A 26,433-nucleotide genomic window follows, 5' to 3' on the forward strand; every position below is an offset into this window, starting at 1 on the left:
TTATTTTGAAGCGTTTATTTCTTTTTAGGATTTACATTAAATCGCCATGACAAGGATAACATCATATATCGTGGAATACTATTATTCCATGTTTCCGTTCTTCCTTGTGCGTTCATTAAGTATTGAGTATTAGAGAGCTGACGGAGTATGTCAAAGCCTTGCAACTTAACTAAAAGTTTCTTATTTATGAAACTGCGACTAAGTTGTGTATTCCATATCCAGTCAGTAGTATTCATCTCTGAGAGCTGATAACCACGGCGAGCAAACATTGTTAGGTCGGTTGTTAATTGTAGTTTCCAAGGCAAAGCTACCTGCACATTCACACCTATATTATAATCTCCTGCATGAATATTATTAAATCCCTCACGCTGGCTCTTGATAAGATAATATGTACCTCCGCCATGAAGTGTGAACTCATAGTTATCATCGGGACGATAATTAAGTTTCAAGACATCACTTATTTTCCAGTTATTTACAATACTTCGTTGACTTTGTGTAGCCCCTTGTACCATTGCCATGTCAACGTTATGATTATAGTTAAAAGATGCTTGATTATCAATACTTAATTTCTCTTTTTTATCCAGCGGACGAGTATATCCTATTCCTAAATCCATGCGATAATTACCATTTACGCTAATGGGCTGAACGGTTGAAACACCTGTTTGTTTATCAAATACAAGACTATAAGCCACAGCATTATCCGTCTGATGATAACCCGTATTAATGTTAAGCCGACTATGTTTCTTTCCCTCAAATGTCTTACCACCTTCTATGTCATAATAATGAATATTACGAAGCTGCGTATTGCCTAATATAATATTCATAGGATTGCTATCGTCACGATAATTAACCATCGTTGTAAGGTCAGGTAATTCAGAATTCATCTTAGCTTTTATCTCCCATGCGTTACCCCTCAACCATATATTAGGTTCAAAGAATATACTCTGCCGAGACACATCGTGTCGTCCCATACGTTGATAATAAAGGTTGGCATGAGCTATACGAACAGGCAGATTGACACTTATCTCACACTTCAAGAGTTTACTATGCAAGTCTCTATAGCAGAAGTTAAATTGATGACTATTTTGATACTCAGTAAAGTGATATGTATTCCCATTATCAAGGACTGTAGCCAAGATGCTTGTGGCAGAGGGCAATCTATCGAACAAACTACTATCACGTCCAGAAATCTTATCAAGACGATAGAGTGGATTATCCGTTTTTATATAAGAATATGCGTAATTATACTCAGGTTGCAAGCTGATATTTCTAAAAGCCCAATTATAACTGATACCAGCTGATAACTTAAGGTTTTGATTAAGGCGGTTTATATATTGATTACGATAATCACGTGGAAGGCTATGCTGTAGATAGGTCAAATCCTGTAGAGAAAAGGTCTTTTGCGTGTTACGGTTATAATTGATTCCAAAATTCCACCTAATCATATCAGCAATAATGCTGATACCATTTCTATTTTGAAGATTAAAATCAACATTCCTCGATTCAAGGCTATTTGCCGACAACATACGGTTAAGCAACGATTGATTGTCAGACGTCTCGATATTGCTGTTGTTCAGGCCATGGCTATGGGCATAGGAAAAGGAAAGATTATTAATCGTATAATATTCGTCTTTTTGGATGCATAAATTGCTACCCGCTGTCCAATTATCAGAGCTTCCTAACGACTTATACCTGCTATGCTGATAAGAGTCTCCACCATATAAAAACGTTTGTTTTGAAGAGAGAGATTCGTCATCAGTATTTGTATGATTCCAAAGGCTACTAAGGTCGAACCAAGAAAATTCATTTCCTAAAAAGCGCATATATTGAGCACCAACCGTTTTAGTCGTCTGCAATCCACTCCCTACATCTTGTGGACTCCACTCGCCATTGAGTGCCGCTCGCTGATTGTCGTTAAGGTTGTTGCTATTGGCAAATATTCCGATGCGTTCTTTGTCAGAGAACTTTATGGCTAAGCCACGTAGCTTGTATCTGTTTTTCGAGCCCACACCCGCCTCAATGTTACCCATATAGCCTACGGCATACTCCTTCTTCAGCTTTACATCCATCACATAGTTCTTGTCGCCCATATCACGTCCTGCCAACTTTGAAGCTGCTCCCGACTTGTTAAAAACTTTGATTTTATTAACCGTATAGGCAGGTAGATTCTCCAGTGCCAACTTAGGATTCCCACTGAAAAACTCTCGTCCGTTGACTAAAAGGCTTTGGATATACTTGCCATTGACGAATATTTGCCCATCTTTGGTCAGTCGTGCGCCTGGCAACTTGCTGATTAGTGCATCGAGCATGCTCCCCTCTGCAAGGTTGAAAGCATCAGCATTATAAACAATCGTATCGCCCGCAACAACCATCTTAACCTTTGTAGCCTTTACGGTCACTTCTGCCAATTCGTGCGCCTTTGCCAATCGTATAGGCTTTACAGATACAAAAAACTCACGCTTACTCCTCAACACACAGTGCATATAGCCGTCCTCATACCCCTCAGCACTTGCACGTACGATGTAATTCCCGACTTTTGTCAAGTGTTCAAAGCGGTAGAATCCCACATCTTCTCCAGCCTCTGCAGGATAGGTAATCATACTATCAATGACCACACTGTCTGATGTCATCAAGTAAACTTTTGCCCCTGGTATTCCTTCCCCTGTCATGTTGTCAAGTACTCTACCTTGAACAGGGATTGCGTCATCTTTTGCATGTACATTACTGCAGCAAAATAATAACATTAACAACAAAAGTAGTCCGTTTCTCATAAGATGCTTTTTAGAAATAGATTTATTTTTGATAAAGATTGTCCAATGTCAAATGGTGCATGCAAAGATAAAGAATATCTGATAAAAAAGCAAGGAAGATGTAAGTAGATTTCTATGTAGAAGTTTCTTTTATATACGTGTAAAGTTACGAACAAATCTTTGTGATTCCAAGAATCTATTACTTTAAAAAATGTTATTTTAAGTCTAACTTTTTGATATATCATGAGTTATCTTTTATTGAGCAAGTATCCTCCCTTATGTATACGGACAATTTATGGTTGTATTATCAGTTCTCAAAATTACAAATTACAAATTACAAATTACATTAAGGTCGTGGGGGTATGTCTGCCAGCAGCTAAGGAACAAAAATTTATTATTATATATAATATATTTATTATATATAATAATAAAAATATTTATATTATAAATTATTATTTTATTCATTATAAAACTATCATTTTTTACCTATTCGGCACCATACGAAAAGTCTGATGGTCCTTAATGTAATTTGTAATTTGTAATTTTGTAATCGGAGGAAAGTAACAAAGAAGTTATGTTACTGATTATCAATCAAAACAGAAATATTATTCTCACTCTCACTATTGTAAAAAGTTAGATCTTAACGTCTTATACAAGAAATAAAATGAAGTTTTTAGCCTATCTATTCACCATAAAAGGCGCATCTGCATCGTATAGATATGGCATCAAAGAAGCTTAGAGAGAACCTCTATGCGAAAAAAAATAAATAATGAGCGTATTGTTATCAGCCTATGCGATAACTGCTAATCATTTTGTAAAATACTGACTAATAGCATATTATAACCGAAATAACATTTTATAACACTTACTTTTCTTGCAATCTTAGAAATTAAAACTTATCTTTGTATCATCAAAATGAAAAACAAGAGAAGAAAGTAGAAAACAAGTCGTTATCAGCTATGAAGCTCTAAGACATACATATCTGCCCACACTGTTATGTCAGCAATCACAGAGCTGCCCTCACGCTGAAAACGAAGAACATTAGTCGCAGGCTTCACATGCTGCAGCTGGTAGCCATGCGCCCGAAGACCAGACGCCAATGTATGATAATATCCCTTGTCCCAAAAGACGATTTGCAACGCTCCTCCCCTATCGTCAATGACAGCAAGGCTTGAATTATCCTTCTTTGCAAAGAGCCTGTAGAAAGGTTGTTTTGATTGGTCGAAGTCAGCATTAGGACCGACGTGCCACCCCCACAACTGACGTGTGTCATCAGCTACTAACTCTGTCGGAATTCGTCTGAGTCCATACTTACTGAAAAGATAAGGTGCAACCGCCCGCTTCCCTTTCTGCACCTGATATTGCAATAATTCAAGCACAGGCAATGGAAGTAAAGGAAGATTCCCCTGCGCAGGTGTGCACAGAGGAATCAGTAGGAAAATAAGTTGAAAGATTATTCGCTTCATGACAGTCCTTCCAACTCGTTTAGCCAGTTGGTTGACATTGCATCAGAAGGCATTCTCCAGTCGCCACGTGGCGAAAGGCTCACGCTGCCCACCTTTGGTCCGTCTGGCAAGCATGAACGTTTGAATTGCTGAGAGAAGAACCTACGGAAGAAGATGCGCATCCAATGAAGAATGACGCTGTCGGGGTAAACACCACGAAAGGCATTCTGCGCCATCCAATAGATTTTTGAAGGGCGGAAACCGCAGCGAAGAACATAATAGAGGAAGAAATCGTGAAGCTCGTAAGGACCAACAAGGTCTTCTGTCTTCTGTGCAATTTCTCCCTTATCATCAGCAGGTTTTAGCTCTGGTGAGATTGGAGTTTCCACGATGTCTATCAATGTCTTACGTACATTTTCATCCTTAGTTGTGTCAGCAGCATAACGCACAAGATATTGCGTCAGCGTCTTTGGCACACCTGCATTCACGGCATACATACTCATGTGGTCGCCATTATAGGTACACCATCCCAAGGCAAGTTCGCTAAGGTCGCCCGTACCAATGACAAGTCCGTTCATCTGATTACTCAAATCCATCAAAATCTGCGTACGCTCACGAGCTTGTGCGTTCTCATAAGTAGAATCGTGTACCTCTGGGGCATGACCAATATCCTTAAAATGCTGCAAAACAGAGGCTTTAATATCAATCTCACGAATCGTGATACCAAGACGCTCCATGAGTGCCATAGCATTCTTATAGGTTCGTCCTGTTGTTCCGAACCCTGGCATGGTAACGCCTACAATTCCCTTACGATCAAGTCCAAGCTTATCAAAGGTCTTGACAACGACAAGGAGGGCAAGGGTGGAATCAAGTCCACCGCTAATACCAATAATTGCTGATTTGCAATTAGTATGTACCAACCTCTTTGCCAATCCACTCACCTGAATATTATAGATTTCATCGCAAGCCTCCTGCATATTCTCTGTCTTAGGAATAAAAGGATGCTGGTCGAACTCGCGTGTCAGCGTAAACTCACGCATAGGCTTGAGCGGTGGCAAGCAATCTACGTGCAAGGCGAGTTCATCAATCTGACCAGTAACACCAGCTAATCCTGACGCAACAGGACGTTGCGCGTTGACAAAGGTACTATTGGTACGACGTTCGCTACGTAAATTTTCAATATCAATTTCAGATATAACTAACTGTGGGTCAAGCTGAAAACGCTCTGACTGCTTAACAAGTGAGCCATTCTCAAAAATCAATGCATTTCCGCCAAAGACAACATCCTGCGTACTCTCACCAAAGCCACTACTACTATAAACGTACCCGCTGATAGTGCGTGCGCTTTGCTGGGCAAGCAGTGACTTCAAGTAAGTGTGCTTTCCGATGAGTTCGTCGCTGGTAGAAAGATTGAAGATAATCTCCGCACCTGCCAAGGCAAGATGATTGCTCGGTGGTGTTGGTGCCCATACATCCTCACAGATTTCTATGGCAAAGGTAGCCCCCTCAGATGTGCGGAAAATCTGCAACTCTGGTGTCACTCGAATATTATTCCCTGCAAAGCGAATGTGCTGTGGACGCAAGTCTTGTGAAGATGCAAACCATCGTTTCTCATAGAACTCGCTGTAGTTAGGTAGGAAGGTCTTTGCTACGATGCCTAAGAGTTTTCCTTGTTGAATGACCAATGCGCAATTAAGGAGCAATGCTCCCACAGCTACAGGTGCACCGACAATGACGGTGATATCTAATTGGCGAGTAAATTCGAGCAGCTCGATGACAGCCTGCTCAGTATCGTCAAGAAGAAGTTGCTGCTGGAAAAGGTCCTGACAGGTGTAACCCGTTATTGAAAGCTCTGGGAAAACGATAATCTCTACACCCTGACCTTCTGCAATAGCAATCTGCTTTTCTGTTTCTATAAGGTTGAACTTTGTATCTGCAACCTTCACTGCAGGAATAGCTGCAGCCACCTTTATAAGTCCGTGTTTCATATTGAATGAAAAAATTATTTAATTGTTACCTGAGTAGCTCCGTAGCCGTATTCACGGAAAGAAGCATCTTGGTAAGAATAATGTTTGTATTTATAATTAAGTTCATGAATGATTGCATGGCGCAATACGCCTTCGCCCTTCCCATGAATGAAGATGAGTTTCTTGCCACGATGCGCCTTATATTGTTCGAGCGTACGACGGAAGACATCTAATTGATATTCAAGAATATCTGCCGCTGTCATACCCGCTGTTGTCTCAAGCAATTCGTCAGCATGAAGGTCTATGATAATTTTGTCATCGCTAAGAATCTGTTTAGCTGGCTTCTTACGCTCAAACTTATAACGCTTGGCAAGTTCCTCCGTCTTCTTGTCAATCTCTTCTTCTGACAGACGGCTTGGGGAAGAATATCCCACCTTTAGCTTCTCAGTAGCTTCGTCCTCTGCCTTTCTTGTCAAAGGTTCCAACATCGGGTGCTGGGCAGGCTTATCCTTCTCAATCAACGTGTATATCAATGCTGGCTGCTCGAAGAAGACACTTTCGTGGAAAGTATTGAGCTTATAGAACTTCACGGCATCAATCTTTACCTGAAGATCACAAGTAGGCTTGAGTGCGAAAGGCTTATCCTTCTTATAACTGTGAAGTTGAACACATCCCTGCAACATATCGTTGAGGTCGGCAAGCGTGAAGTCCTCTATCAGCAACTTCATATTTGGTTCCAATTCGCCAACAGCCTTCAATACCCACTTATCTTCCTGCTTTAAAGAGTAGGAGAAATGAACATAATTATTTGAATCGTTGACAAGATAAGACTTGAAGTGCGTAGTCGTGAGGTTCTTTATATCGGTAGGTGTGAAAGCAAGGTAAATAGACAATTCATCACCACCAACACGTTCTCTCACTGGAGCTTCAAAATTAACGGAAGGGTCATCATGCGGTTCTATGTCTGCATCAACATCACGCCAATCCTCCCCTACTTCCTCTTCTTCAGCGCCTGTAGCGGTCAGACGTTGCTTGATACTGCGAGTATCCTCGCCTTTCTCCATCTTACGTTGCTGCTGGTCGATACGCAGTTTTGCACGGTCAGTAGCGGCATCTTCAACAACAACAACCTCACTGGCTACTGTTGGAATCTGAAAACCATCTTCGTCTTCAACCAAAACAATTTTACCTTTGAAACCTGCAATGACTCCACCACCAGTAGAGCTTAAAAATCTAACTTTATCACCTATTTTCATTTTTTTTCTTCTTAATGTTTATAAAGAATACAACCAATATCTTATCAATTAGCTGCATTTCCTCCCTCTTTTAAATACCAAGTCTACTTATAATAAATAAGTTTTATAAATCCTCACGCTGAGGGAATAATACTATGGTATCAATAATGAAGAATCTCCATAGCTAAGGAAACGGAAGTCATGGCTGAGGGCATAATCATAAACCTTACGCCAATCGCCCTTTAAAAAAGCACTTACTAAGAGCAACAACGTTGATTGTGGTTGATGAAAATTAGTTACGAGTGCCTTGACTATCTTATAAGTATAACCTGGAGCAATGATAATCTGGGTACTTGAATGTAACACATTTAATCCGTCTTTATCCAAATAGGCAAGCAAATGACGAATAGAATCCTCCGCAGTTATCACCTTACCATTCACTACTACCAATCCTTCTTCATTATGTGGTAAGTCATATGGTTCCCATTGATTGACATGAAGGTCTTTCTCTGCCGTTTCTGGAGACAACACCAACTTAACACCCATATAATAAAGGCTTTCCAGTGTTCTAACACTTGTTGTTCCTACAGCAACAGCATGGCAATTATGCTTTAGAAGTTTCTCTAAGGTCTGACGACGAACAACAACAAACTCCGTGTGCATATTATGACCCTCAATCTCCTGACTCTTCACTGGTTTGAAAGTTCCGGCTCCCACATGAAGTGTAAGTTCCTCACGATCAACACCATGTTCATCCAAGGCTTTCAGTACTTTATCGGTAAAGTGAAGTCCAGCTGTAGGCGCTGCCACTGAACCTTTAATCTTTGAATATACGGTTTGATAAGTTTCTTTATCACTTTCCTCTGTAGCACGGTTAAGATATGGAGGAATAGGCAATTCACCTACGGCTTCAAGAATCTCAGCAAATGATATGTTTGTATTATCCCACTCAAATTGAATCCAGTGATTAGTTCCACCAGCTTGCTCTTGAACCTTACTGCGGTCCATTGTCGCGGTGAGTGTCAGCTTCTGCCCTTTGATTTCAAATGCACGCTTTAGTGCACCTTCCTTCCACTTCTTAAGGTTGCCAACCATACAAAGCCATGCACACTCATGATTTGTTTGAAACATCAATTCATAATCTGTTGGCTGTGCTGGTTCCATAAGAAACACCTCTATGAGTGCTCCCGTCTCCTTGCGGAAGTGCATACGTGCTTGAATGACTTTCGTATTATTGAAAACCATCAACGCACCCTTAGGCAAATATTCAGGAAGATTATAAAAAATGTCCTCCGATACATCACCATGCTTATAAAGCAACAGCTTACTATGGTCGCGCTCTGTCAACGGAAATTTGGCGATGCGCTCATCAGGGAGTGGATAGTTGTAATCAGAAATGCTAATATGTTTTGTATCTTCAGACATAACTTTATTTTATATTGATAAGACGGCCCGAAAAGCCGCATAAATAAATGACAATATAAGTACACTAATAACAACGTCTATATCTGCAAAGCTGTAACCTGTTCGCGTATATTTTGTCGAAATATAGTGTAATTTGTCACTAAAACGAATATAAATGCGAAGGTATAAAAAATAAATGAAAACAGCGACGCTTGAGCCAAATATCATTCCAACAAATACGTCAGAAGGATAATGAACACCAAGATATGGACGTGTTAGGGATACCATAATGCTCCATGCAATCATTAAGATAGAAAAGATACGGTCACGTACCAATAAACAGAAGAATACTGCTATCACAAAGGCATTAGCAGTATGTGACGAGAAAAAGCTATAACCATCAGCCATATAATGGTTTACAGCCACAACAATTCCCTGTAAGTCTGGATTATTGAGAGGACGTGGTCGGGCTACAAGTGGCTTAACAATACCAAGATTTAAACCATTTACGATAAGAAGCCCCAATGCCACAGTTCCAATAACAAGTATTATCTTTTGCCAGTTCTCATTATTCTTTATAACCAAATAAAGCAAAGACGCATAAAGAGGAATCCATGTAAAAGCATTGGTCACTGTAAGAACAAAATAATCAATAAAAAGGTTATCGCCTCCATTGAAAGCGAGTAAAATTGATTTATCAAGTTCTCTAAATACGTCTAAATTCATTGTTTGGATTCTATAAGAAACTTTCTGTCAGGTTGTCATTTATATAGCTTCTACATTCTCAGCCTTAATCCAACCTTGACGACCATCACTCAACTTGATTTCCGTCCACTGGCTCATACTATTATCGGTAATTCTGACTTTTGAACCTTCATGAAGGATAAATGCTTCAGCAGACTTCTGATCAGGCGTCTTTCTTACAACGGCTGATGGTGTCATGATAATACCATGTGATTCTGAGTCTAACAAATAAACCTGTTGTATGGCAAAGAATGTGTTAATAATGAAAAGGAAGAAAAAGACAGGCAATACTACCTTTGACAACTTCCTAAGGAACTCAATGTCAACAAACAAGTAAACAACAAGCGCTAAAATCGAAATAAATAGACAAACAAGACTGAGAATTGCCCACATGTCAACACTAAGATAATTAACTAATGCCTTATACCATGTTATAAAAAACATTTCTGGCTCTGGCGTCAAATTGTCAATTGTCTTTGATTGTGCCAACTGAAGGTTGAAACGAATATCCTCATCGCTTGGAGCAAGACGCTGTGCACGCTCATATGATAACACGGCATGTGGGATGTTATCAAGGCGATAGTAGCTATTGCCAAGATTATAATATAAAGCAGCAGATTCGCCCTGCTTTAATAGTTTCTCATAACCTTTAACGGCTTGCATGTAATTCCCTTTTTGATATAGCTTGTCAACATCAGCCTTTGTTTGTGCTGACAACTGCAAAGAGAAAATAGACATGCATATGATAAGGAAGAAGAAGCTGAAAGTCTTCTTGCTTGAAGGCTTCAATTTCTTTACAGTCTCTTCCATATCTGCTATAGCTTTCATTGCTGCATCAAGTGTTCGTTTCATATTACCTTTCTCGTCACCAGGAGCATAGCGCTCATATTCACATTCGTCAATAGCAGAAATGTAGTTATCAATCACTTCGAATGGAACATTGATTTTACTAAACTGCTCTCTAATATTATCACGTGATAATGACTCTACAGGCAGGTTGAGCTTATCACTTGCATAACCCCATAATGTCTTCAAAACCTCATCATAGAAATCGAGATTTTTATTCTTCAGCATTAAAAGTTCTGCAGCATGTAAACGACTGGAAGCAACACGATTGGCATTTTTTCCACGTTTTAATACCATATCCACACGATGCGCAAAGCGATCACGATAGTAGAATGATAATGCACCCCCTACTCCCAATAGTAAAAGAAGAATTATATAGTATGTCACAGAACCAAAGAAGAAGTTGCCAACTTTATCAAGTGAACTGTCGCCTATCTTCAATGGTAAAATGTCTTCATTTGGTAAATCAACAGAAAGAATATCTTTTGAAGAGCCGTCACCTCTTGATACTTTTAACTCCATCGGTTCTGTCTGCAGTGTTACATATTTCTTCTGCGCTAAGTCATAGTAGCAGAACTTTACTGGAGGTATGGCTACAAGTCCTTCCTGATGAGGAATAACGACCTGATCATAAACCATGTTACCCTCTGCACCCTTTGTTGTCAACTGGGTCTTATCAGTTGTTTTAATATCAAATGACTCAAAGCCCTTAGGAATCTGAATGATAGGTTTCTTTATCAACTTCAGATTTCCTACTCCACTAACAACAACACGAATCGTAATAGGATTACCAGCCTTTACTTCTTTTTTATTTAATTGTGCAGAAAGATTAAAATGACCAACACCACCAGAAAAATCCGTAGGACGATTAGGTAAAGGTAAAACCTTAACAGCTAATCCTGGTGCTACAATGTCTTTCTTAAAATTTGTACTACCACCATCAATGCCAAAAGCTTCAAATGGATTAAAGCCATTAGATTCTTGTATGATACCATGAAAAGTCAATGGTGGAACCTGTAAAGTACCTGTCATTTGTGGATACATTACATACTGGCTCCATGTAACACAATTATATAAACGCTTACCAATACGCTCTTTATGGAAAGTTTTTTGTTGTGGCAAGTCAACTTCTTGCACATGAAAACCAACCAAGTCGGGCATCTTACCAATAAGTTGGCGTAAGTTCTTTGTTGTGTAGACCTTGTATGTCAGTAAAACAGGCTCCTGTTCATAAACAGTAGTCTTATTAGCACTTACCTTGATAAACAAATCGTTAGCTGTAATCTTTGCTGCAGCAGCACGAGAGTCTGTACGTGAATCATAATATCCACCATTTGTAGCACTATGAGAACCTGTAGTAGCTAAAATTTTTACTGGCGTTGATGCAAGTTCCTGATCATTCACAAAAATATGAGCAGGACCAATATTTACATTTCCTTTTTTAGTTGCTATAAAGACGTATGTAAATGAAACAGAAGATGAACTACTTGCATGCCCATCAATGAATTGATAATTTGATTGCGAAGAAGTTGCAGGACCAAACACTTTCTCAAGTCCACTTGATAATCTTCCCAATTGAAATCTACGAACATCTTGGGTGTATACGACGTATTCAACCTGAAACTCCTCGCCCACTGTCACTTGTTTTGGTGCAGCCACCCGAACACGTTGTGCTTGTAAAACACAAACACTCATTAGTGACAGAAATAAAATTATATATCGTTTCATATTTTCAATATTACCAGTTTTTATCAAGTTTTTTATCAGAAGGTTGGCGCATAACCTTTGATAGACGCTCTTGAGTTTCTTTCTCTTGCTGTTTAACAGCATTGAGAAGTTGCTCAGCATTATCTTTGCTCATGCCTTGGTTGTCTTTCGGTTGTTTATTCTTCTGATTATTTTTTTGATTGTTTTTATTTTGATTCTGATTTTGAGGTTGCTTCTTTTTCTTTTCTTTATCCTTATCAGATTTATTTTTATCAGATGATTGCTGATTTTGTTGCTGTTTCAATTTACGTTTACATAACTCAAGGTTATAGCGAGCATTCTTATGATTTGGATTACTACGTAAAGCACTCTTATAAGCCTCTATAGCCTTTTCATAATTTTGCTCATCTTGAAAGATTGTACCAAGATTATTATAACTGCTTGAGAGACGAACTGGGTCTTTTTCTAACTTTGCAGCATTATCATACAATTTCTTTGCTTCCTCATTCTTTTTTTGTGCTTGTAGGCATCTACCCAAATTATAATTAGCAATCGCATTGCTACCATCTTTATCAATAGCTTTATGATAAAGAATTTCCGCCTGTGCATAGTTTTTTGAAGAGAAAAGCTTATTTCCCTCTCTTATGAGTTGATTAGCTGTTTGTGCATTACTCCCGACAAACACTAACAACATACATATTATGATATAAAGTCGTTTTACCATACCTTTTACCAACGTCTTTTTCTTTCAAGTAATAAGACATCTATAATTAGCAGAATGACAACAAGCAATGCTAATGCCTGAAATTGTTCATCAAAGTCGCTGTAAACAACATTGTTAATTTTACCTTTCTGCAATTTATTAAGTTCTCTGCCTAAGACAGCGTCAGCCATACTGCTATTTGTAACATGTAGATAAACACCATGTCCTGCAGTTGCAATCTGTTTACACATTTCTTCGTTAAGACGAGTCTTCACAACTTCACCGTTAGATGTTTTCAATTCACTGCCATCAGGCATTGGAATTGTTGCACCCTCTGTAGAGCCAACACCTAAAATAAAAACTCTTATCCCCTTGCTTTGTGCCTGTTTTGCCATTTCTTCAGCACCACCTTCATTATCTTCACCATCCGTAATTAAGATAATAGCCTTCCCGACCTTAGAGTTAGGTGTAAAACTATTCATAGAAAGTTGAAGTGCCTTGCCAATATCTGTTCCTTGTGTACCAATTAAAGAAGGATTGATATTATCTAAAAACATTTTAGCTGAAACATAATCACTTGTTATAGGTAATTGAACAAAAGCATCTCCCGCAAAGACAATCAATCCTATTTTGTCTTCACTAAACTTATTCATCAAATTTTCAACAAGCAATTTGCTCTTCTCTAAACGTGAAGGAGCAACGTCTTCTGCCAGCATTGAATTACTAATATCAAGTGCAATTATGGTTTCTATGCCTTCACGCTCCTTGTTTGTAGCAATTCTACTTCCAACCTGAGGACGAGCGATAATAAGTATAAGGAGTAATAATACCAGTTCTACCAACACAAATTTAATCCAACCTCTTCTCTTACTTGTCATAGGAGAAAGCTGGTGTATAAGTAATGGATTCCCAAACTTCGCCAATCGTTGCTTATGCTTACGAATGGAGTACAAGTAGATGATTACTGATAAGGGTATCAGTAATAATAACCACAGATATATGGGATTATCAAATCTAAACATTCTTCAACTAATCTTGTTAAACAAGCAAATCTTATTTGTATCGCTAAGAGATAATATTATGGCAATCGTTTGAAGACTGTCCAACGAAGAATTAACTCAAAGCAAAAGAGCAATAAAGCCAACCAAGCAAAAGGCATGTAAGCATCATGTAGATGGTCATACGACTTAATATTCATCTTTGTCTTTTCAAGTTTATCAATATCTTGGTAGATTTTTGATAACTCAGCCTGGCTTTGTGCTCTATAGAATTCACCATTCGTTAATACTGCAATATCTTGCAATGTCTTATAATCGATGGCACCAATATCTTCCCCTGTCTCTCTACCTAAGCCGATTGTATAAACTCTGATACCAAATTTCTTTGCTATGGTAGCAGCTGTCATTGGAGAAATAGAACCAACATTATTACTACCATCGGTTAACAGAATAACAACCTTACTCTTAGCTTTAGAATCTTTTAAGCGACTAACAGAGTTTGCTAATCCCAGACCGATAGCGGTACCATCTTGCATTAATCCATTTGTGACTAAATCCGTACGAACATTATGAAGAAGATTCAACAGGGCTGCATGATCAAGCGTCATTGGGCACTGTGTAAAAGCTTCACCTGCAAAGATAGTAAGTCCTATATTGTCACTTGGACGACTACTGATAAATTCAGAAGCAACTTCCTTTGCAACTTCCATACGATTGGGAAAAACATCTTCTGTTAACATACTTGCAGAAATGTCCATTGTCAACATGATGTCAATACCCTCAGTATCTTTATTATCCCAGGCATTATAAGTTTGTGGACGTGCCAAAACAATGACTACTAATGCGTAAACTATACAACGCAAAGCCATAGGGAGATGAATCAATTTCACCTTCCAACTTTTGGGAGCATGCTGATAAGCAAATGTATCGCTCATCCTCATGGTTGGTTCTTTACCTTTACCACGAAAGAAATACCATAATAGATACGGTATCAACAAGAGCAGTAAAAGGAGATATCCACTATTGGCAAATTCCATTTCTATAATTCTATTTATATTACATCAAAAGCGCATAGGCTTCAAATGCTGCGTAAATAAGCAAAGCTACGGATGTCACTAATAGCAATCCTATAGCGAGCTTTATTATCTTACGTGAACGAGTATCACTTATGTTTTCTTTTGGTTCTTCAACAACTTCTTTTGTTTCTTCAACCTTTGTACTATCTATAAAATGAACAATACTTTCAAGATAATAAGTCATGTCATTCGCATCTGTTGAATATTTAGCGAATTTTACAAGGTCTGCTGTGTTGAATACTACTTTTAATTCAGAAACATCACAAACATCCTTCATACTTTCTAATATCTCATGAGAAGTCATTTCCAATGCGTTGATATTATAACGCTGTGAGATATATTTTCTGAGAACGTTTGTAACATCTGTATAATAAGCTTTCTGTTCTGCATACAACATCTTATTTGCAGCTATCTCAGAAAGGTCATGTTTTGCTTGCTCATAGTAAGATAGTGCACGTGTTTTCTTTAATGCCCTACCATTTTGCTTATGGCAAAGAATTCTATAAAGATAGAAAACAAAACAGATGAGTATAAGTGCAAGTACAATTACTAAAATTACAGGAACCCATTCACCCCATGAAAAAGGAACCTTTTGAATATCATCTGGTGGCATAGGAGTACTTTTCACTGTATCGACAGGAACAGCCTGGACATCCAGAGTAACATTACCTGTCATCTTAGTCGCACCACCTACAATAACTTTCTGTGCAGGAATAGTATAACGCTTAGCATCCCATGCAGTAATGGTATATATTCGTCTTATTCTTACCTTACTATTTGCATCTGCTGTGTCAGACTTAGCACTAAGTACTTCAACATCTGACACTATCTCTTTTTTATTATTAAATTCTGGAAAAGAAATCTTTGTCCCTTTAGGTGCATATACAGTAATGAAATAGTGTGAACGTCCACCTATCAATATTTTGGTAGAATCCACACTTGCCGTTACCTGTACTTGTGCATGGCTTACAACTGCCAGGATAAGCAATATAAATATAACAATATATTTTCTCATCGGTTTCTCTTTGAAAACAACGTCATCAACATCTTTACATAGTCGTCATCCGTTGCAATAGCCACACTATCTACATGACTCTGAGTTAACATCTCATGTAATCGTATCTCACGCTCCTCCCAATATTTATTATGTACTTTTCGTAAACGAGCATCATGAGTATCAATATACATCTCATGCCCTGTCTCCGCATCAACAACCTTCATTAGACCCACATCAGGCATTTCTTTTGCTCGAGGGTCATAAATTTGAATGGCAACAACATCATGTTTTTTATTAGCTATTCGTAATTCTTGACTGAAATCCTTACGAGTATAGAAATCACTGATTACAAAGGCTGTACAATGACGCTTCATTACCTTGTTAAGGTATTCAAGACTTACACCAACATCTGTTCTCTTGCTATTCGGAGTAAAAGTAAGCATCTCTCTAATAAGATAAAGAATATGCTTACGTCCTTTCTTTGGAGCAATATACTTCTCTATATAATCTGAGAAAAATATAACACCAATCTTATCATTATTTTGAATAGCAGAGAATGCTAAAGTAGCGGCTATCTCCGTAGCACACTCGCGTTTTAACTGGCCAGAAGTACCAAAATCAAGCGAGCCACTGACATCTATTAGCAGCATCACTGTCAACTCACGTTCTTCTTCAAAAACCTTAACGTATGGACGATGAAAACGTCCTGTCACATTCCAATCAATATCTCTGACATCATCACCATACTGATACTCGCGTACTTCAGAAAAAGCCATACCACGCCCTTTAAAGGCAGAATGATACTGCCCTGCAAAGATATTCTGGCTCAGTCCTAAAGTCTTGATTTCAATCTTTCGGACTTTCTTTAGTAATTCAGTAGTATCCATAGAAAATGATAATAATGCTTCTTAAATTCTTCTAAGAATATAATTGAAGATTAAGGCACCTGTACTTTGTTGATAATCTCACTAATAATCTTCTCTGTTGTAAGATCAGTTGCTTCTGCCTCGTAAGACAAACCAATTCTATGACGCAAAACATCATGTGCAACTGCGCGTACATCTTCAGGGACAACATAACCACGATGCTTGATGAAAGCATAGGCACGACTTGCTTTTGCAAGATTGATACTTGCACGTGGACTTCCACCAAATGTTATCATTTGCTTCAATTCTGGCAATTGATAGCGCTCTGGGTAACGTGTCGCAAAAACGATATCAGCAATATATTGCATGATTTTATCATCAATATATACATCCTTAACTACACGACGTGCCTCAAGAATCTCATTCGCTGTAATAACAGGATGCACAACAGGCATACTCTCTTGAAGATTCTCGCGAATAACAAGTTTCTCCTCCTCTAATGTAGGATAATAAATAACAACCTTCAGCATGAATCGGTCTACCTGTGCTTCAGGAAGCATATAAGTACCCTCCTGCTCTATCGGATTCTGAGTAGCCAATACGAGGAATGGATCAGGAAGTGTAAAAGTAGAGTCTCCTATTGTTACTTGATGCTCCTGCATAGCTTCTAACAATGCACTCTGAACCTTTGCTGGAGCACGATTGATTTCATCAGCGAGTACAAAATTAGCAAATACAGGACCTTTCTTTACGTGAAAGGCTTCATCCTTCTGAGAATAAATCTGTGTACCAATAACGTCAGCTGGCAAAAGGTCTGGAGTAAACTGAATACGACTATAACGTGCATCAACAAGCTGTGATAGAGTCTTGATAGCAAGTGTTTTTGCCAAGCCAGGAACACCCTCAAGAAGAATATGACCATCACTGAGTAACGAAATAAGTAGTGAGTCTATCAGATGTCTTTGACCAACGATAACCTGATTCATACCTGTTGTAAGGTTGGTTACAAATGAACTCTGACTTTCTATCCGCTCGTTCAACTCTCTAATATCAATAGATTCTGCCATTATCTTACAAATTATTATTGTACTATTATATTCTTATTCTATTAGTCGCAAAAGTACAACATAAATGCGGATGAAGCGAAGAATAGTGTCTAAATTATATTAAAAAAGTCCTTAAAACTTCTTTTAAGGACTTTTTTCTACAAGATTACAGCTGTATAAAACAAATACTGCTTTATTATATTTAAAATACTTACTTTCTATACTCTGGTCTTAATTCAACCTTTGGAACTTTCATAGTGTCACCAGCTTGCATTGTCTTACGACCATTAAGAACTTGAAAATACCCAACCATATCAGCACCAAGTGTCTTTCGGCTATACTTCTCCATAGTCTCACCTTTCTTCAACACAACAATGCGATCAATGCCTATAATATTATAAGCACCATAACGGATACGAGGGTCACTATTTAAAGGCATAAAAGAATCAACTTTAGCTGTCTCTTTCTTTTCAGGTGTTTTATGAACTTTAGTTACAGATGTTGTATCTGCAGAGACAGTCTGTGTGCCAAGGGAAGAATGATCTTCTGAAGTATTTACTTGCTCTGCTACTTCTTTCGTCTTCTTCTTTGAGTTTGTGCTACTCATTCGTGCCCAAAGAAAAATACCAAGACATATGATTACAATAAATGCAACCAATGCAACCTTCTTTAGTATACCATTCTCTGAACTTTCTACATCAGTGTCTTCGTCGTCAAGAATATGAGTTGGTTCAGAACTATTTGGTAATTCTTTTTTATCAATATTATTCTCATTTGAAGACTCTTCTCGATCTTCTGATGTATTAGAAACAGATTGTACAGACTTAACTTCAACCTCTATAGTTTCCTCCTCAACCTTTGGTTCAACTATAGCGTCATCCTTTGACTCAACAATTGAATCGACCTTAGAATCTACCTCTTTAGTAACCTCCTGTTTTTCCTCTTTCTTTTCTTCAAGATTAGAAGGTTTTTCTTCTGAATCAAAGATAGCCTCATTTTCTTCTGTAGTAGGCTCTTCTATAACATCAATCGGTAAGTTCTTTTCATTGAGATTATCTTCTGTCTCTATTTCCGCACCCCCTTTTACAGAACTAATATTATTAGTTTCATCCTTTGTATCTTCTACTTCTGTTCTTTCCTCCTCGACAAGTAGTTTTTCTTCAGAAGTATTTTTTGTTGTGGCATCATCAACAAGTTCTGATTTTACCTCATCAGAACTATCTTCAGCAGGAATACGTTCTAACTCCTCTGTGTCAACACCATCATTGATAACGACAGTTTCAAATTGTGAGAAAGGTTTGTTCACAAGTTCCTTCATCACTGTATCTGGAGTGAAACTGATCTTGTCATGACCTTCAATAAGTACACGTTCACCAGTATTAACGTTAACACTCTCACGTGGTTTAACAGCTTGAACCTTAAAGGTTCCAAGTCCTTTAATCTTTACTTGATTACCGTTTTTTAATTCAGAACTTATAATGTCAAAAAAGGCATCAACAAAAGCTGCCGCATCATCAGCCGACAGATTATGCTGTTTAGCCAATGCACTTGTAATTAATTGTATTGCACTCTTAGCCATTGTCTTGTCCTCCCTTTCTTACATGTCCTTTGATTGTTGCTGCAGGTTTGAAGTTAAGAACCAACTTTGGAGGAACCAGCATACGCAAACCTGTTGAAGGATTAACCATAACACGTTCCAAACGCTTTTTAACTTCAAACGTTCCGAAACCAATAACTGGCACAGGATCGCCTGTTTCGAAGGACTTACCCATCATATCTACAACAGTTTTCACCATCTTTTGGCTTTCATCCTGTGTATATCCAGTTCTTGCTGCTAATGCTGCAATGAATTCTTTATTATTCATTCTGTTTTCTCCTTTTATTCAAAAATTCAGAATCTATAATCAAATTAACTCTTAGTTTATAAATTCAATATTATGAACTACAAACTATCACTTAACTACCTCTCCAAAAAGGTCAAACTCATCGGAGTCTGTGATGCAAACATCATAGAATTTACCGATACGTAAAGACTTCTCTGTTGACGATATCAAGACCTCAGGATCTACCTCTGGTGAACAGAATTCTGTACGACCAACATAGTATTCTCCTTCCTTACGATCAATAATAACCTTAAAGGTTTTACCTACCTTCTCAGCTTCCAACTCTTCTGATATCCCTTGTTGAATAGCCATTAGTTCATCGAGACGAGCCTGCTTAACATCCTCTGGTACATCATCTTTATAATGATTTGCACTATAGGTACCTTCTTCTTCAGAATAAGAGAAGGCTCCCATACGCTCAAAGCGAGCATTAGTTACAAACTCCTTTAATTCCTCAAAATCTTCATCAGTCTCACCAGGGAAACCAACAAGAAGTGTTGTACGAAGATGAATACCTGGTACACGACGACGTATCTCTGCAATTAAATCAAGTGTTTCCTGCTTACTCACATGACGGCGCATACGGTCGAGCATATGGTCCGAAATATGTTGGAAGGCTATATCCAAATATTTACACACATTTGGTTTTTCTGCGATTACATCGAGAAAATCAAGTGGGAACTGATTTGGGTAAGCATAATGGAGGCGAATCCACTCTACCCCCTCTATATCAGCCATTCGTGATATAAGTTCAGTAATATGATGTTTACCATCAAGGTCTACACCATAGTAGGTCAGTTCCTGCTCAATAATCTGAAACTCCTTCACTCCTTGAGCAACAAGCCCTCTCACCTCATCCAAAATTTCTTCAACAGAACGTGAATGATGACGACCCGTAATCAATGGAATGGCGCAATAAGCACAATGACGATCACAACCTTCAGCAATCTTTACATAAGCATAATGGCGTGGAGTGGTAAGATGTCTAACACCATTACATGCAGGAACATCAGCCTTACCAAGATCTGTCAGCAACTGTTTATAATTGAACTTACCATAGAACTTATCTACCTCTGGAAGTTCTGCTTCAAGCTCGTCTTTGTATCGTTGTGACAGACAGCCCATTACATAGAGCTTATTAAGCTGTCCATTCTTCTTTCTATTGATAAATTCAAGAATCGTATTGATACTTTCTTCTTTTGCAGCTTCGATGAATCCGCATGTATTGATAACGGCTATCTCACCTTGTGGACGCTTTGAGTCATGTGTACAATGAAAGCCGTTTTCTTCAAATTGCTTCATGATTAGCTCTGAATCTACAAGATTCTTTGAGCAGCCCATGGTAACAATATCTATCTGATTTTTCTTCATTCGTTCTTTGTTTAGTGATAGGCGTTGAATGTTGGGTGTTGGGTGTTGAATGTTGGGTGTTAATGAATTGCATAAATGGATGTAATATTACTTCATCAACACCCAACACCTAACACCCAACACCTAACATTCAACACCCAACACCCTATTTAAATAGGCTATCAACAAACTGCACCTTATCAAAAAGCTGCAAGTCTTCCATGCCTTCACCTAATCCAATATACTTAACAGGAACCTTCAATTGGTCACTAATACCTATCACGACTCCTCCCTTAGCGGTTCCATCAAGTTTCGTAATCGCCAGAGATGTAATCTGTGTTACAGCAGCAAACTGACGTGCCTGTTCAAAGGCATTCTGTCCAGTACTTCCATCAAGTACAAGCAGTACTTCGTGTGGAGCCTCAGGAACAACCTTCTTCATGACATCCTTAATCTTCTTCAACTCGTTCATCAAGCCTACTTTATTGTGCAAACGACCTGCCGTGTCAATAATCACTACATCCGCGCCATTTGCTTTAGCACTTTGCAGTGTATCAAAAGCAACACTTGCAGGGTCTGCTCCCATCTGCTGTTTCACTACTGGAACACCAACACGGTCGCCCCAAATTTGAATCTGCTCAACAGCAGCAGCGCGGAAGGTGTCAGCTGCTCCGAGATAAACTTTCTTTCCAGCTTGCTTAAACTGCCAAGCAAGTTTACCTATGGTTGTAGTCTTACCTACACCATTTACTCCGACAACAAGTATAACGTATGGGTGTGTACCTTCTGGTAACGTCCATTCTCCATTATCTCCAGTATTATTTTCAGTGAGTAATGCTGTTATCTCACTTTTAAGAATACTATTAAGCTCGCTTGTTGAAACATACTTATCGCGGGCAACGCGTTCTTCAATGCGTCGGATAATCTTAATAGTTGTATCTACACCTACATCAGACGTTACAAGAATCTCTTCAAGGTCGTCTAAGACCTCATCATCTACTTTTGACTTTCCTGCCACTGCACGTGTCAGTTTTGAGAAAACATTTTCTTTTGTTTTCTCAAGTCCTTTGTCAAGTGTTTCTTTCTTCTTCTTACCGAATAAACCGAATAATCCCATATAATTAGCTAATTTGTTGCAAAGATAATAAAAAGTTGACGAAAAAGCAAATTTGCTTTACAACACAATGAAAATTAGTATTATCCAAGAAATATTTACGTTACAATTTACGTGTTTAAGCCTAAGTGTATTCTTTTTTATGATATGATTGAATAGTAGAATTTGTTTTTAATAGAAATAATACAACTCATCACATATCGTGTTAAGCCTCCGCACCAGCCGTGTTAAGGCTTCGCACCAATGGTGCGGAGGCTTAACAACATGCTTTATAATACAAAGAAAAACTATATTTGTTTGTGATTAGGAGTGTCATTTACTATTAAAACTGGGTTATATAGTATAACATCAATCGAAATATTAGTTTTATCAGATTACAGTAAACGCAAGTAAGCATTCCTTATGCTTAAAGAAATGCTTACTTACAACGTTACTAACGAGTTTATGAGAACTTATTAAGTATATTTAATCAAATCGATATATAAAATACTAATATTCAAATATGTATCAATAAATAATTAAAGTAAATTATCGATGCTTATGCTTTACATACCAACTATGGATAAACGTATCATACAGAATCAGTGAGACTGCTAAAATTCCAAGTCCAATCCATAAGATGAGAGGTAGTTCAAGATTAAATACTCCATAAGAAAGAACCAAACCGACACCGATACCTGTTTCCCAAGCAAGTAAAAACGTACTCTGACTCGTTCCACGTTGACAATGATCCGACATCTTTATAAAAAAGAGTAAGAATCTACTTCCTATCAATCCTACACCCAGACCAATAAGGATTGGTACGATATAGCTAACACTTTCCTGATTTCGAGTAATCATCAGTAGAATTGCAATACCAATAACAATCATTCCTGTTGTGGCTTCGCTGCGAAGATCAGCATCTGCAAAGACAAATCTTTCAGCAAGAATTGCTATAATAAAGCCCACCATCAGCATTCCATAAAAACGAGGACTGTGTTCTATACTTAAAAGAAGTCCAACAACAGATGTGATAAGAGTCACGTTGACAAAAAGCCAATGACTACCTTTCAATAGAAAACGATCGCAAGAAAAGCGAGAGAAATCCTCACTTGGCATACGAAATGGAAATCTTATTAAGTTGACAAAGATAAAAGAAACAGCCAAGCAGATACAAGACAAGAGGAGTACTGAAGCAAAATTCATTGTTTGATATACCATGATTCCCGCTAAAGGACCAAATGAAAGCGCAAAACGTCCAAACCATGTTGCAGCATGATTTGCTTCTGTTCTGTGTACAGCTTCAACAGTATCAATAATGAGTGTACTAAGAAGGACGAGTTGCGAAAGACCATAAAAAGCGCCTTGTATGAAACGAAGTCCTACAAGTAGCGTATAATCAAAAGAGTTATAAGGTAAAATACTTAGATAATAAAGTACCCCTGTAACTGCCAATAGTAATAATGTTGAGACATTAAATACATTTTTGCGACGATAGCGTTGAACAAGATAGCCAGAAAGACTACCAAAGAGATATATCCCAATAAAGAAGACACCCATTACCAAAGCTATCTGTAACATAGAATATCCTTTAACTTCCATACGCAAAGGTATGGTAGCAATGAGCATATAAGACGACATGACTAACAAGAGATTAGCCATTGCCAATAACCAAAAATGCTTATTCCACAAACGAACGTGAACAGGTATGTTTTGAGTATCCATAAATCATTATTATCCAGAAATTAATCATTATGTGAGTTAGACTCTGAAATATGTAATGTATTTTGTTAGAGATAGATGAATACAACAATCTCTATTTAGCTTTTAAATACATATATCCATTAATAAATCCAACATCATTTAGAATCGTAATTTATAAATTCTTACCTATAAACGAATATTAATATGACTCAGATTCTGAAGGAAAGCTCGTATCCTTCACACATTTAATATATTCTTGTACACCCTCTGTCATACATTTGTTGACATTAGCGAAATGACGGAGGAACTTAGGCTTGAAGCCCTGTGTCATACCAAGAGCATCTGCATAAACAAGCACCTGACCGTCTGTACCATTACCAGCACCGATACCTATCGTTGCAGCTTTTACCATAGAAGTAACCTTTGTGGCTAAAGATGCAGGAACTTTCTCAAGGGTGATAGCACTGACACCTGCAGCATCAAGCGCAAGTGCATCTTCTATAAGTTTCTCAGCTTCTGCGTCGTCTTTGGCACGTAGTCCATATCCACCAAACTTATGAATACTTTGTGGAGTAAGACCAAGATGTCCAATAACAGGAATGCCAGCATCAACTATTCCTTTAACAGTATCAGCAATCTCCTTACCACCTTCCATTTTGAGTGCACCTGCACCAGTTTCTTTTATAATACGAATAGCATTGCGAATACCATCTTCACGACTTATCTGATAAGAACCGAATGGCATATCACAAACAACAAGACAACGCTGACATGCACGTACAACAGAACGTGCATGATAAATCATCTGTTCAACAGTAATAGGAGTTGTGTCTTGATTACCTGCCATCACATTCGATGCAGAATCACCCACAAGAATACTGTCGATTCCTGCGGCATCAATAATTCCTGCTGTCGTAAAGTCATAGGCAGTCATTTGAGTAATCTTCTCCCCCGCTGTCTTCATTTCCAATAATGTTTTTGCAGTAACTTTCTTCTTATCTGTTGTTAAATATCCCATAATCACTTTTATAATTCAATAGTCCAATCCTTTCCATTTTATTCTTTATAAGCAAATATGATTTTGAACCTTGACTTTTGTTTCGGGCTGCAAAGTTACTCCTTTTTAATGGTCTGACAAAGTAAAACCATCATAATTACTAATAACCTCCTTTGTGTAAGGTTCTATTTCAGCCACAGAATTAGTCGTAGCAAGACCTATTACACGTGCTCCTGACGCAATTCCCGAACGCAATCCATTAAAGCTATCTTCAAAGACAATGCATTCTTTAGGTGATACACCAAAACGAGCAGCAGCCTTAAGGTAACAATCAGGTGATGGTTTACTCTCTTCAAAGTCTTCAGAGGTTAAGATCTCGTCAAAGTATCCTTTAAATTCTGGATCCTTATTATAAACATTCAGCATCTTCTCAAGGTTAGAACTCGTAACAACAGCAGTCTTTATACCTTTACTTCTAATATCTTTTACAAAGTCCTCGAAGCAAGCAATATAATTAAAAGACATATTCTGTTCGTATTCATAGAGAAGTGTAGTAACTTCTTTCTGTTTATCTTCGTCTCCAGTAAAATACTTATCGTATATCTGAACAAGTGTCTGTCCTTTAATAATATGCTCAAAATTATCAATGTTAGGACGAAGTCTTTTATCCAAATTTCGCCAAAACAAGGTGTATAAAGGCTCTGTATCGAACACAACTCCATCCAAATCAAACAAACAAGCTTTTACCATTTTCCTCATTTATTATTATATATTATAATGCAAAGTTACAAAAACTTTTCGTAACTTTGTAGCCTATATATGACAAAGAAGTTATTTACAATATTTGCTTTTTCCACAATGCTAATATTCATTATGAGCAGTTGTGAACGCAAGTCATCAGCACCAAAGAAGTTGGATATCCCAACAGCTGTCGTTTCTGTAGACACTGTAGCTCGTCTTTCAGATGCAATACAATGTCATGTACATGTAGATTTCACTTACTTAAAAGAGAGTAAACATGCTGCTGTCAATGATTCTTTACTCAGAATGGGGCTTTTACAACCAGACTATTTCGCTATCAATAACGATAAACTCACTCCTCAAACTGCTATTCCATCCTTTGGAAGGCAGTATATAAAGCAGTATATGGAAATAGCTCAGCTTATTCGCCAGAAAGAGAGAGATAAAAGTCAACTCATTGGGGAGCTAACTATCAAGACAGAATTAAGAGCTGCTGCGGACAAATATATTACTGCCTTATCACATATTGCCATTAACAATGGCAATGGTCAGCTTACAAAGTATACGATTGTACGTAATTTTAATCCCCAAAACGGCAAACTTATCACACTTCAAGACCAATTTGGTAAGGATTATAAAGAAACGCTAACAAAGGAAATCATTGCGCATTTAGCAGAGAAAGAGGACCTTGAGAAAGATGATATAGCAGGATTACAAGCAAAGGGTTATTTCATTGGTATAGCCCCCTACCCTGCAGATAACTTCATTCTTACAGATGATTCAACTGTATTCATCTATAGCCCAGGTGAGATTAGTCAGAAAGAAGTTAGAGTTGCTATCGACAACTAACATTCTCTATGACTTTATTTTTGTACCACTAA

21 protein-coding genes are annotated in these 26,433 nt (G+C 37.9%); 1 reads left to right on the forward strand and 20 read right to left on the reverse strand.

Annotation, left to right across the window (positions count from 1 at the left end):
- Positions 1 to 14: 14 nt before the first annotated feature.
- From HMPREF0659_RS09170 to HMPREF0659_RS09270, 20 genes are all read right to left on the reverse strand, one after another.
- Positions 15 to 2,771 carry a hypothetical protein gene (locus HMPREF0659_RS09170; RefSeq protein WP_013265572.1) on the reverse strand — a complete coding sequence of 919 codons (2,757 nt, stop codon included), beginning with the start codon at positions 2,769 to 2,771 and terminating at the stop codon, positions 15 to 17.
- Between the two features lie 932 nt (positions 2,772 to 3,703).
- Positions 3,704 to 4,216, reverse strand: coding sequence for a hypothetical protein (locus tag HMPREF0659_RS09180; protein WP_013265672.1), 513 nt, complete (start codon positions 4,214 to 4,216; stop codon positions 3,704 to 3,706).
- Positions 4,213 to 6,183, reverse strand: a complete 1,971-nt coding sequence (locus tag HMPREF0659_RS09185; protein WP_013265157.1) for an NAD(+) synthase — start codon at positions 6,181 to 6,183, stop codon at positions 4,213 to 4,215. Before HMPREF0659_RS09185 ends, HMPREF0659_RS09180 begins: the two co-directional genes overlap by 4 nt.
- A 14-nt stretch (positions 6,184 to 6,197) precedes the next feature.
- Positions 6,198 to 7,418, reverse strand: coding sequence for a DUF2027 domain-containing protein (locus HMPREF0659_RS09190; RefSeq protein ID WP_013265271.1), 1,221 nt, complete (start codon positions 7,416 to 7,418; stop codon positions 6,198 to 6,200).
- 132 nt (positions 7,419 to 7,550) lie between these two features.
- The gene (locus HMPREF0659_RS09195; RefSeq protein WP_013265504.1) at positions 7,551 to 8,822 is read right to left on the reverse strand and encodes an S-adenosylmethionine:tRNA ribosyltransferase-isomerase; all 1,272 of its coding nucleotides are present in this window, start codon (positions 8,820 to 8,822) and stop codon (positions 7,551 to 7,553) included.
- Positions 8,823 to 8,831: 9 nt separating this feature from the next.
- Positions 8,832 to 9,527 carry a phosphatase PAP2 family protein gene (locus HMPREF0659_RS09200; protein ID WP_013265163.1) on the reverse strand — a complete coding sequence of 232 codons (696 nt, stop codon included), beginning with the start codon at positions 9,525 to 9,527 and terminating at the stop codon, positions 8,832 to 8,834.
- A 39-nt stretch (positions 9,528 to 9,566) separates the two neighbouring features.
- Positions 9,567 to 12,119: a BatD family protein gene (locus tag HMPREF0659_RS09205; RefSeq protein ID WP_044046064.1), complete on the reverse strand. Its 2,553-nt coding sequence runs from the start codon at positions 12,117 to 12,119 to the stop codon at positions 9,567 to 9,569.
- Between the two features lie 10 nt (positions 12,120 to 12,129).
- Positions 12,130 to 12,822 (reverse strand): tetratricopeptide repeat protein, encoded by a 693-nt coding sequence (locus HMPREF0659_RS09210; RefSeq protein ID WP_044046188.1) that lies wholly within the window; start codon positions 12,820 to 12,822, stop codon positions 12,130 to 12,132.
- 5 nt (positions 12,823 to 12,827) lie between these two features.
- Positions 12,828 to 13,823 (reverse strand): VWA domain-containing protein, encoded by a 996-nt coding sequence (locus HMPREF0659_RS09215; protein WP_013265899.1) that lies wholly within the window; start codon positions 13,821 to 13,823, stop codon positions 12,828 to 12,830.
- A 56-nt stretch (positions 13,824 to 13,879) separates the two neighbouring features.
- Positions 13,880 to 14,836 (reverse strand): vWA domain-containing protein, encoded by a 957-nt coding sequence (locus HMPREF0659_RS09220; RefSeq protein ID WP_013265036.1) that lies wholly within the window; start codon positions 14,834 to 14,836, stop codon positions 13,880 to 13,882.
- Between the two features lie 19 nt (positions 14,837 to 14,855).
- Positions 14,856 to 15,890, reverse strand: a complete 1,035-nt coding sequence (locus HMPREF0659_RS09225; RefSeq protein ID WP_013265433.1) for a hypothetical protein — start codon at positions 15,888 to 15,890, stop codon at positions 14,856 to 14,858.
- Entirely contained in the window at positions 15,887 to 16,759 is an 873-nt protein-coding gene (locus tag HMPREF0659_RS09230) for a DUF58 domain-containing protein (RefSeq protein ID WP_013265108.1), read from the reverse strand. Before HMPREF0659_RS09230 ends, HMPREF0659_RS09225 begins: the two co-directional genes overlap by 4 nt.
- A gap of 50 nt (positions 16,760 to 16,809) precedes the next feature.
- On the reverse strand, positions 16,810 to 17,805 hold the full coding sequence (locus HMPREF0659_RS09235) for an AAA family ATPase (protein WP_013265043.1): 996 nt from the start codon (positions 17,803 to 17,805) through the stop codon (positions 16,810 to 16,812).
- Positions 17,806 to 17,995: 190 nt separating this feature from the next.
- Positions 17,996 to 19,363 (reverse strand): HU family DNA-binding protein, encoded by a 1,368-nt coding sequence (locus HMPREF0659_RS09240; protein ID WP_013265843.1) that lies wholly within the window; start codon positions 19,361 to 19,363, stop codon positions 17,996 to 17,998.
- Complete coding sequence (locus tag HMPREF0659_RS09245; RefSeq protein ID WP_004359441.1) at positions 19,356 to 19,649, reverse strand: HU family DNA-binding protein; 294 nt, start codon at positions 19,647 to 19,649, stop codon at positions 19,356 to 19,358. The genes HMPREF0659_RS09240 and HMPREF0659_RS09245 overlap by 8 nt, the downstream gene beginning before the upstream one ends.
- A gap of 87 nt (positions 19,650 to 19,736) precedes the next feature.
- Positions 19,737 to 21,038: a 30S ribosomal protein S12 methylthiotransferase RimO gene (rimO, locus tag HMPREF0659_RS09250; protein ID WP_013265578.1), complete on the reverse strand. Its 1,302-nt coding sequence runs from the start codon at positions 21,036 to 21,038 to the stop codon at positions 19,737 to 19,739.
- A 145-nt stretch (positions 21,039 to 21,183) separates the two neighbouring features.
- Positions 21,184 to 22,134 (reverse strand): signal recognition particle-docking protein FtsY, encoded by a 951-nt coding sequence (gene ftsY, locus HMPREF0659_RS09255; protein ID WP_004359448.1) that lies wholly within the window; start codon positions 22,132 to 22,134, stop codon positions 21,184 to 21,186.
- A gap of 525 nt (positions 22,135 to 22,659) precedes the next feature.
- Positions 22,660 to 23,835 carry an MFS transporter gene (locus HMPREF0659_RS09260; RefSeq protein ID WP_013265615.1) on the reverse strand — a complete coding sequence of 392 codons (1,176 nt, stop codon included), beginning with the start codon at positions 23,833 to 23,835 and terminating at the stop codon, positions 22,660 to 22,662.
- Between the two features lie 178 nt (positions 23,836 to 24,013).
- Positions 24,014 to 24,832, reverse strand: a complete 819-nt coding sequence (gene panB, locus HMPREF0659_RS09265; protein ID WP_013265810.1) for a 3-methyl-2-oxobutanoate hydroxymethyltransferase — start codon at positions 24,830 to 24,832, stop codon at positions 24,014 to 24,016.
- Between the two features lie 105 nt (positions 24,833 to 24,937).
- Positions 24,938 to 25,561 carry an HAD family hydrolase gene (locus HMPREF0659_RS09270; RefSeq protein ID WP_013265129.1) on the reverse strand — a complete coding sequence of 208 codons (624 nt, stop codon included), beginning with the start codon at positions 25,559 to 25,561 and terminating at the stop codon, positions 24,938 to 24,940.
- A gap of 69 nt (positions 25,562 to 25,630) precedes the next feature.
- Between HMPREF0659_RS09270 and HMPREF0659_RS09275 the strand changes: the two genes are divergently transcribed.
- On the forward strand, positions 25,631 to 26,401 hold the full coding sequence (locus tag HMPREF0659_RS09275; RefSeq protein WP_013265087.1) for an RsiV family protein: 771 nt from the start codon (positions 25,631 to 25,633) through the stop codon (positions 26,399 to 26,401).
- Positions 26,402 to 26,433: the final 32 nt, after the last annotated feature.

Source organism: Prevotella melaninogenica ATCC 25845 (assembly GCF_000144405.1).
Classification (GTDB): Bacteria; Bacteroidota; Bacteroidia; order Bacteroidales; family Bacteroidaceae; genus Prevotella; species Prevotella melaninogenica.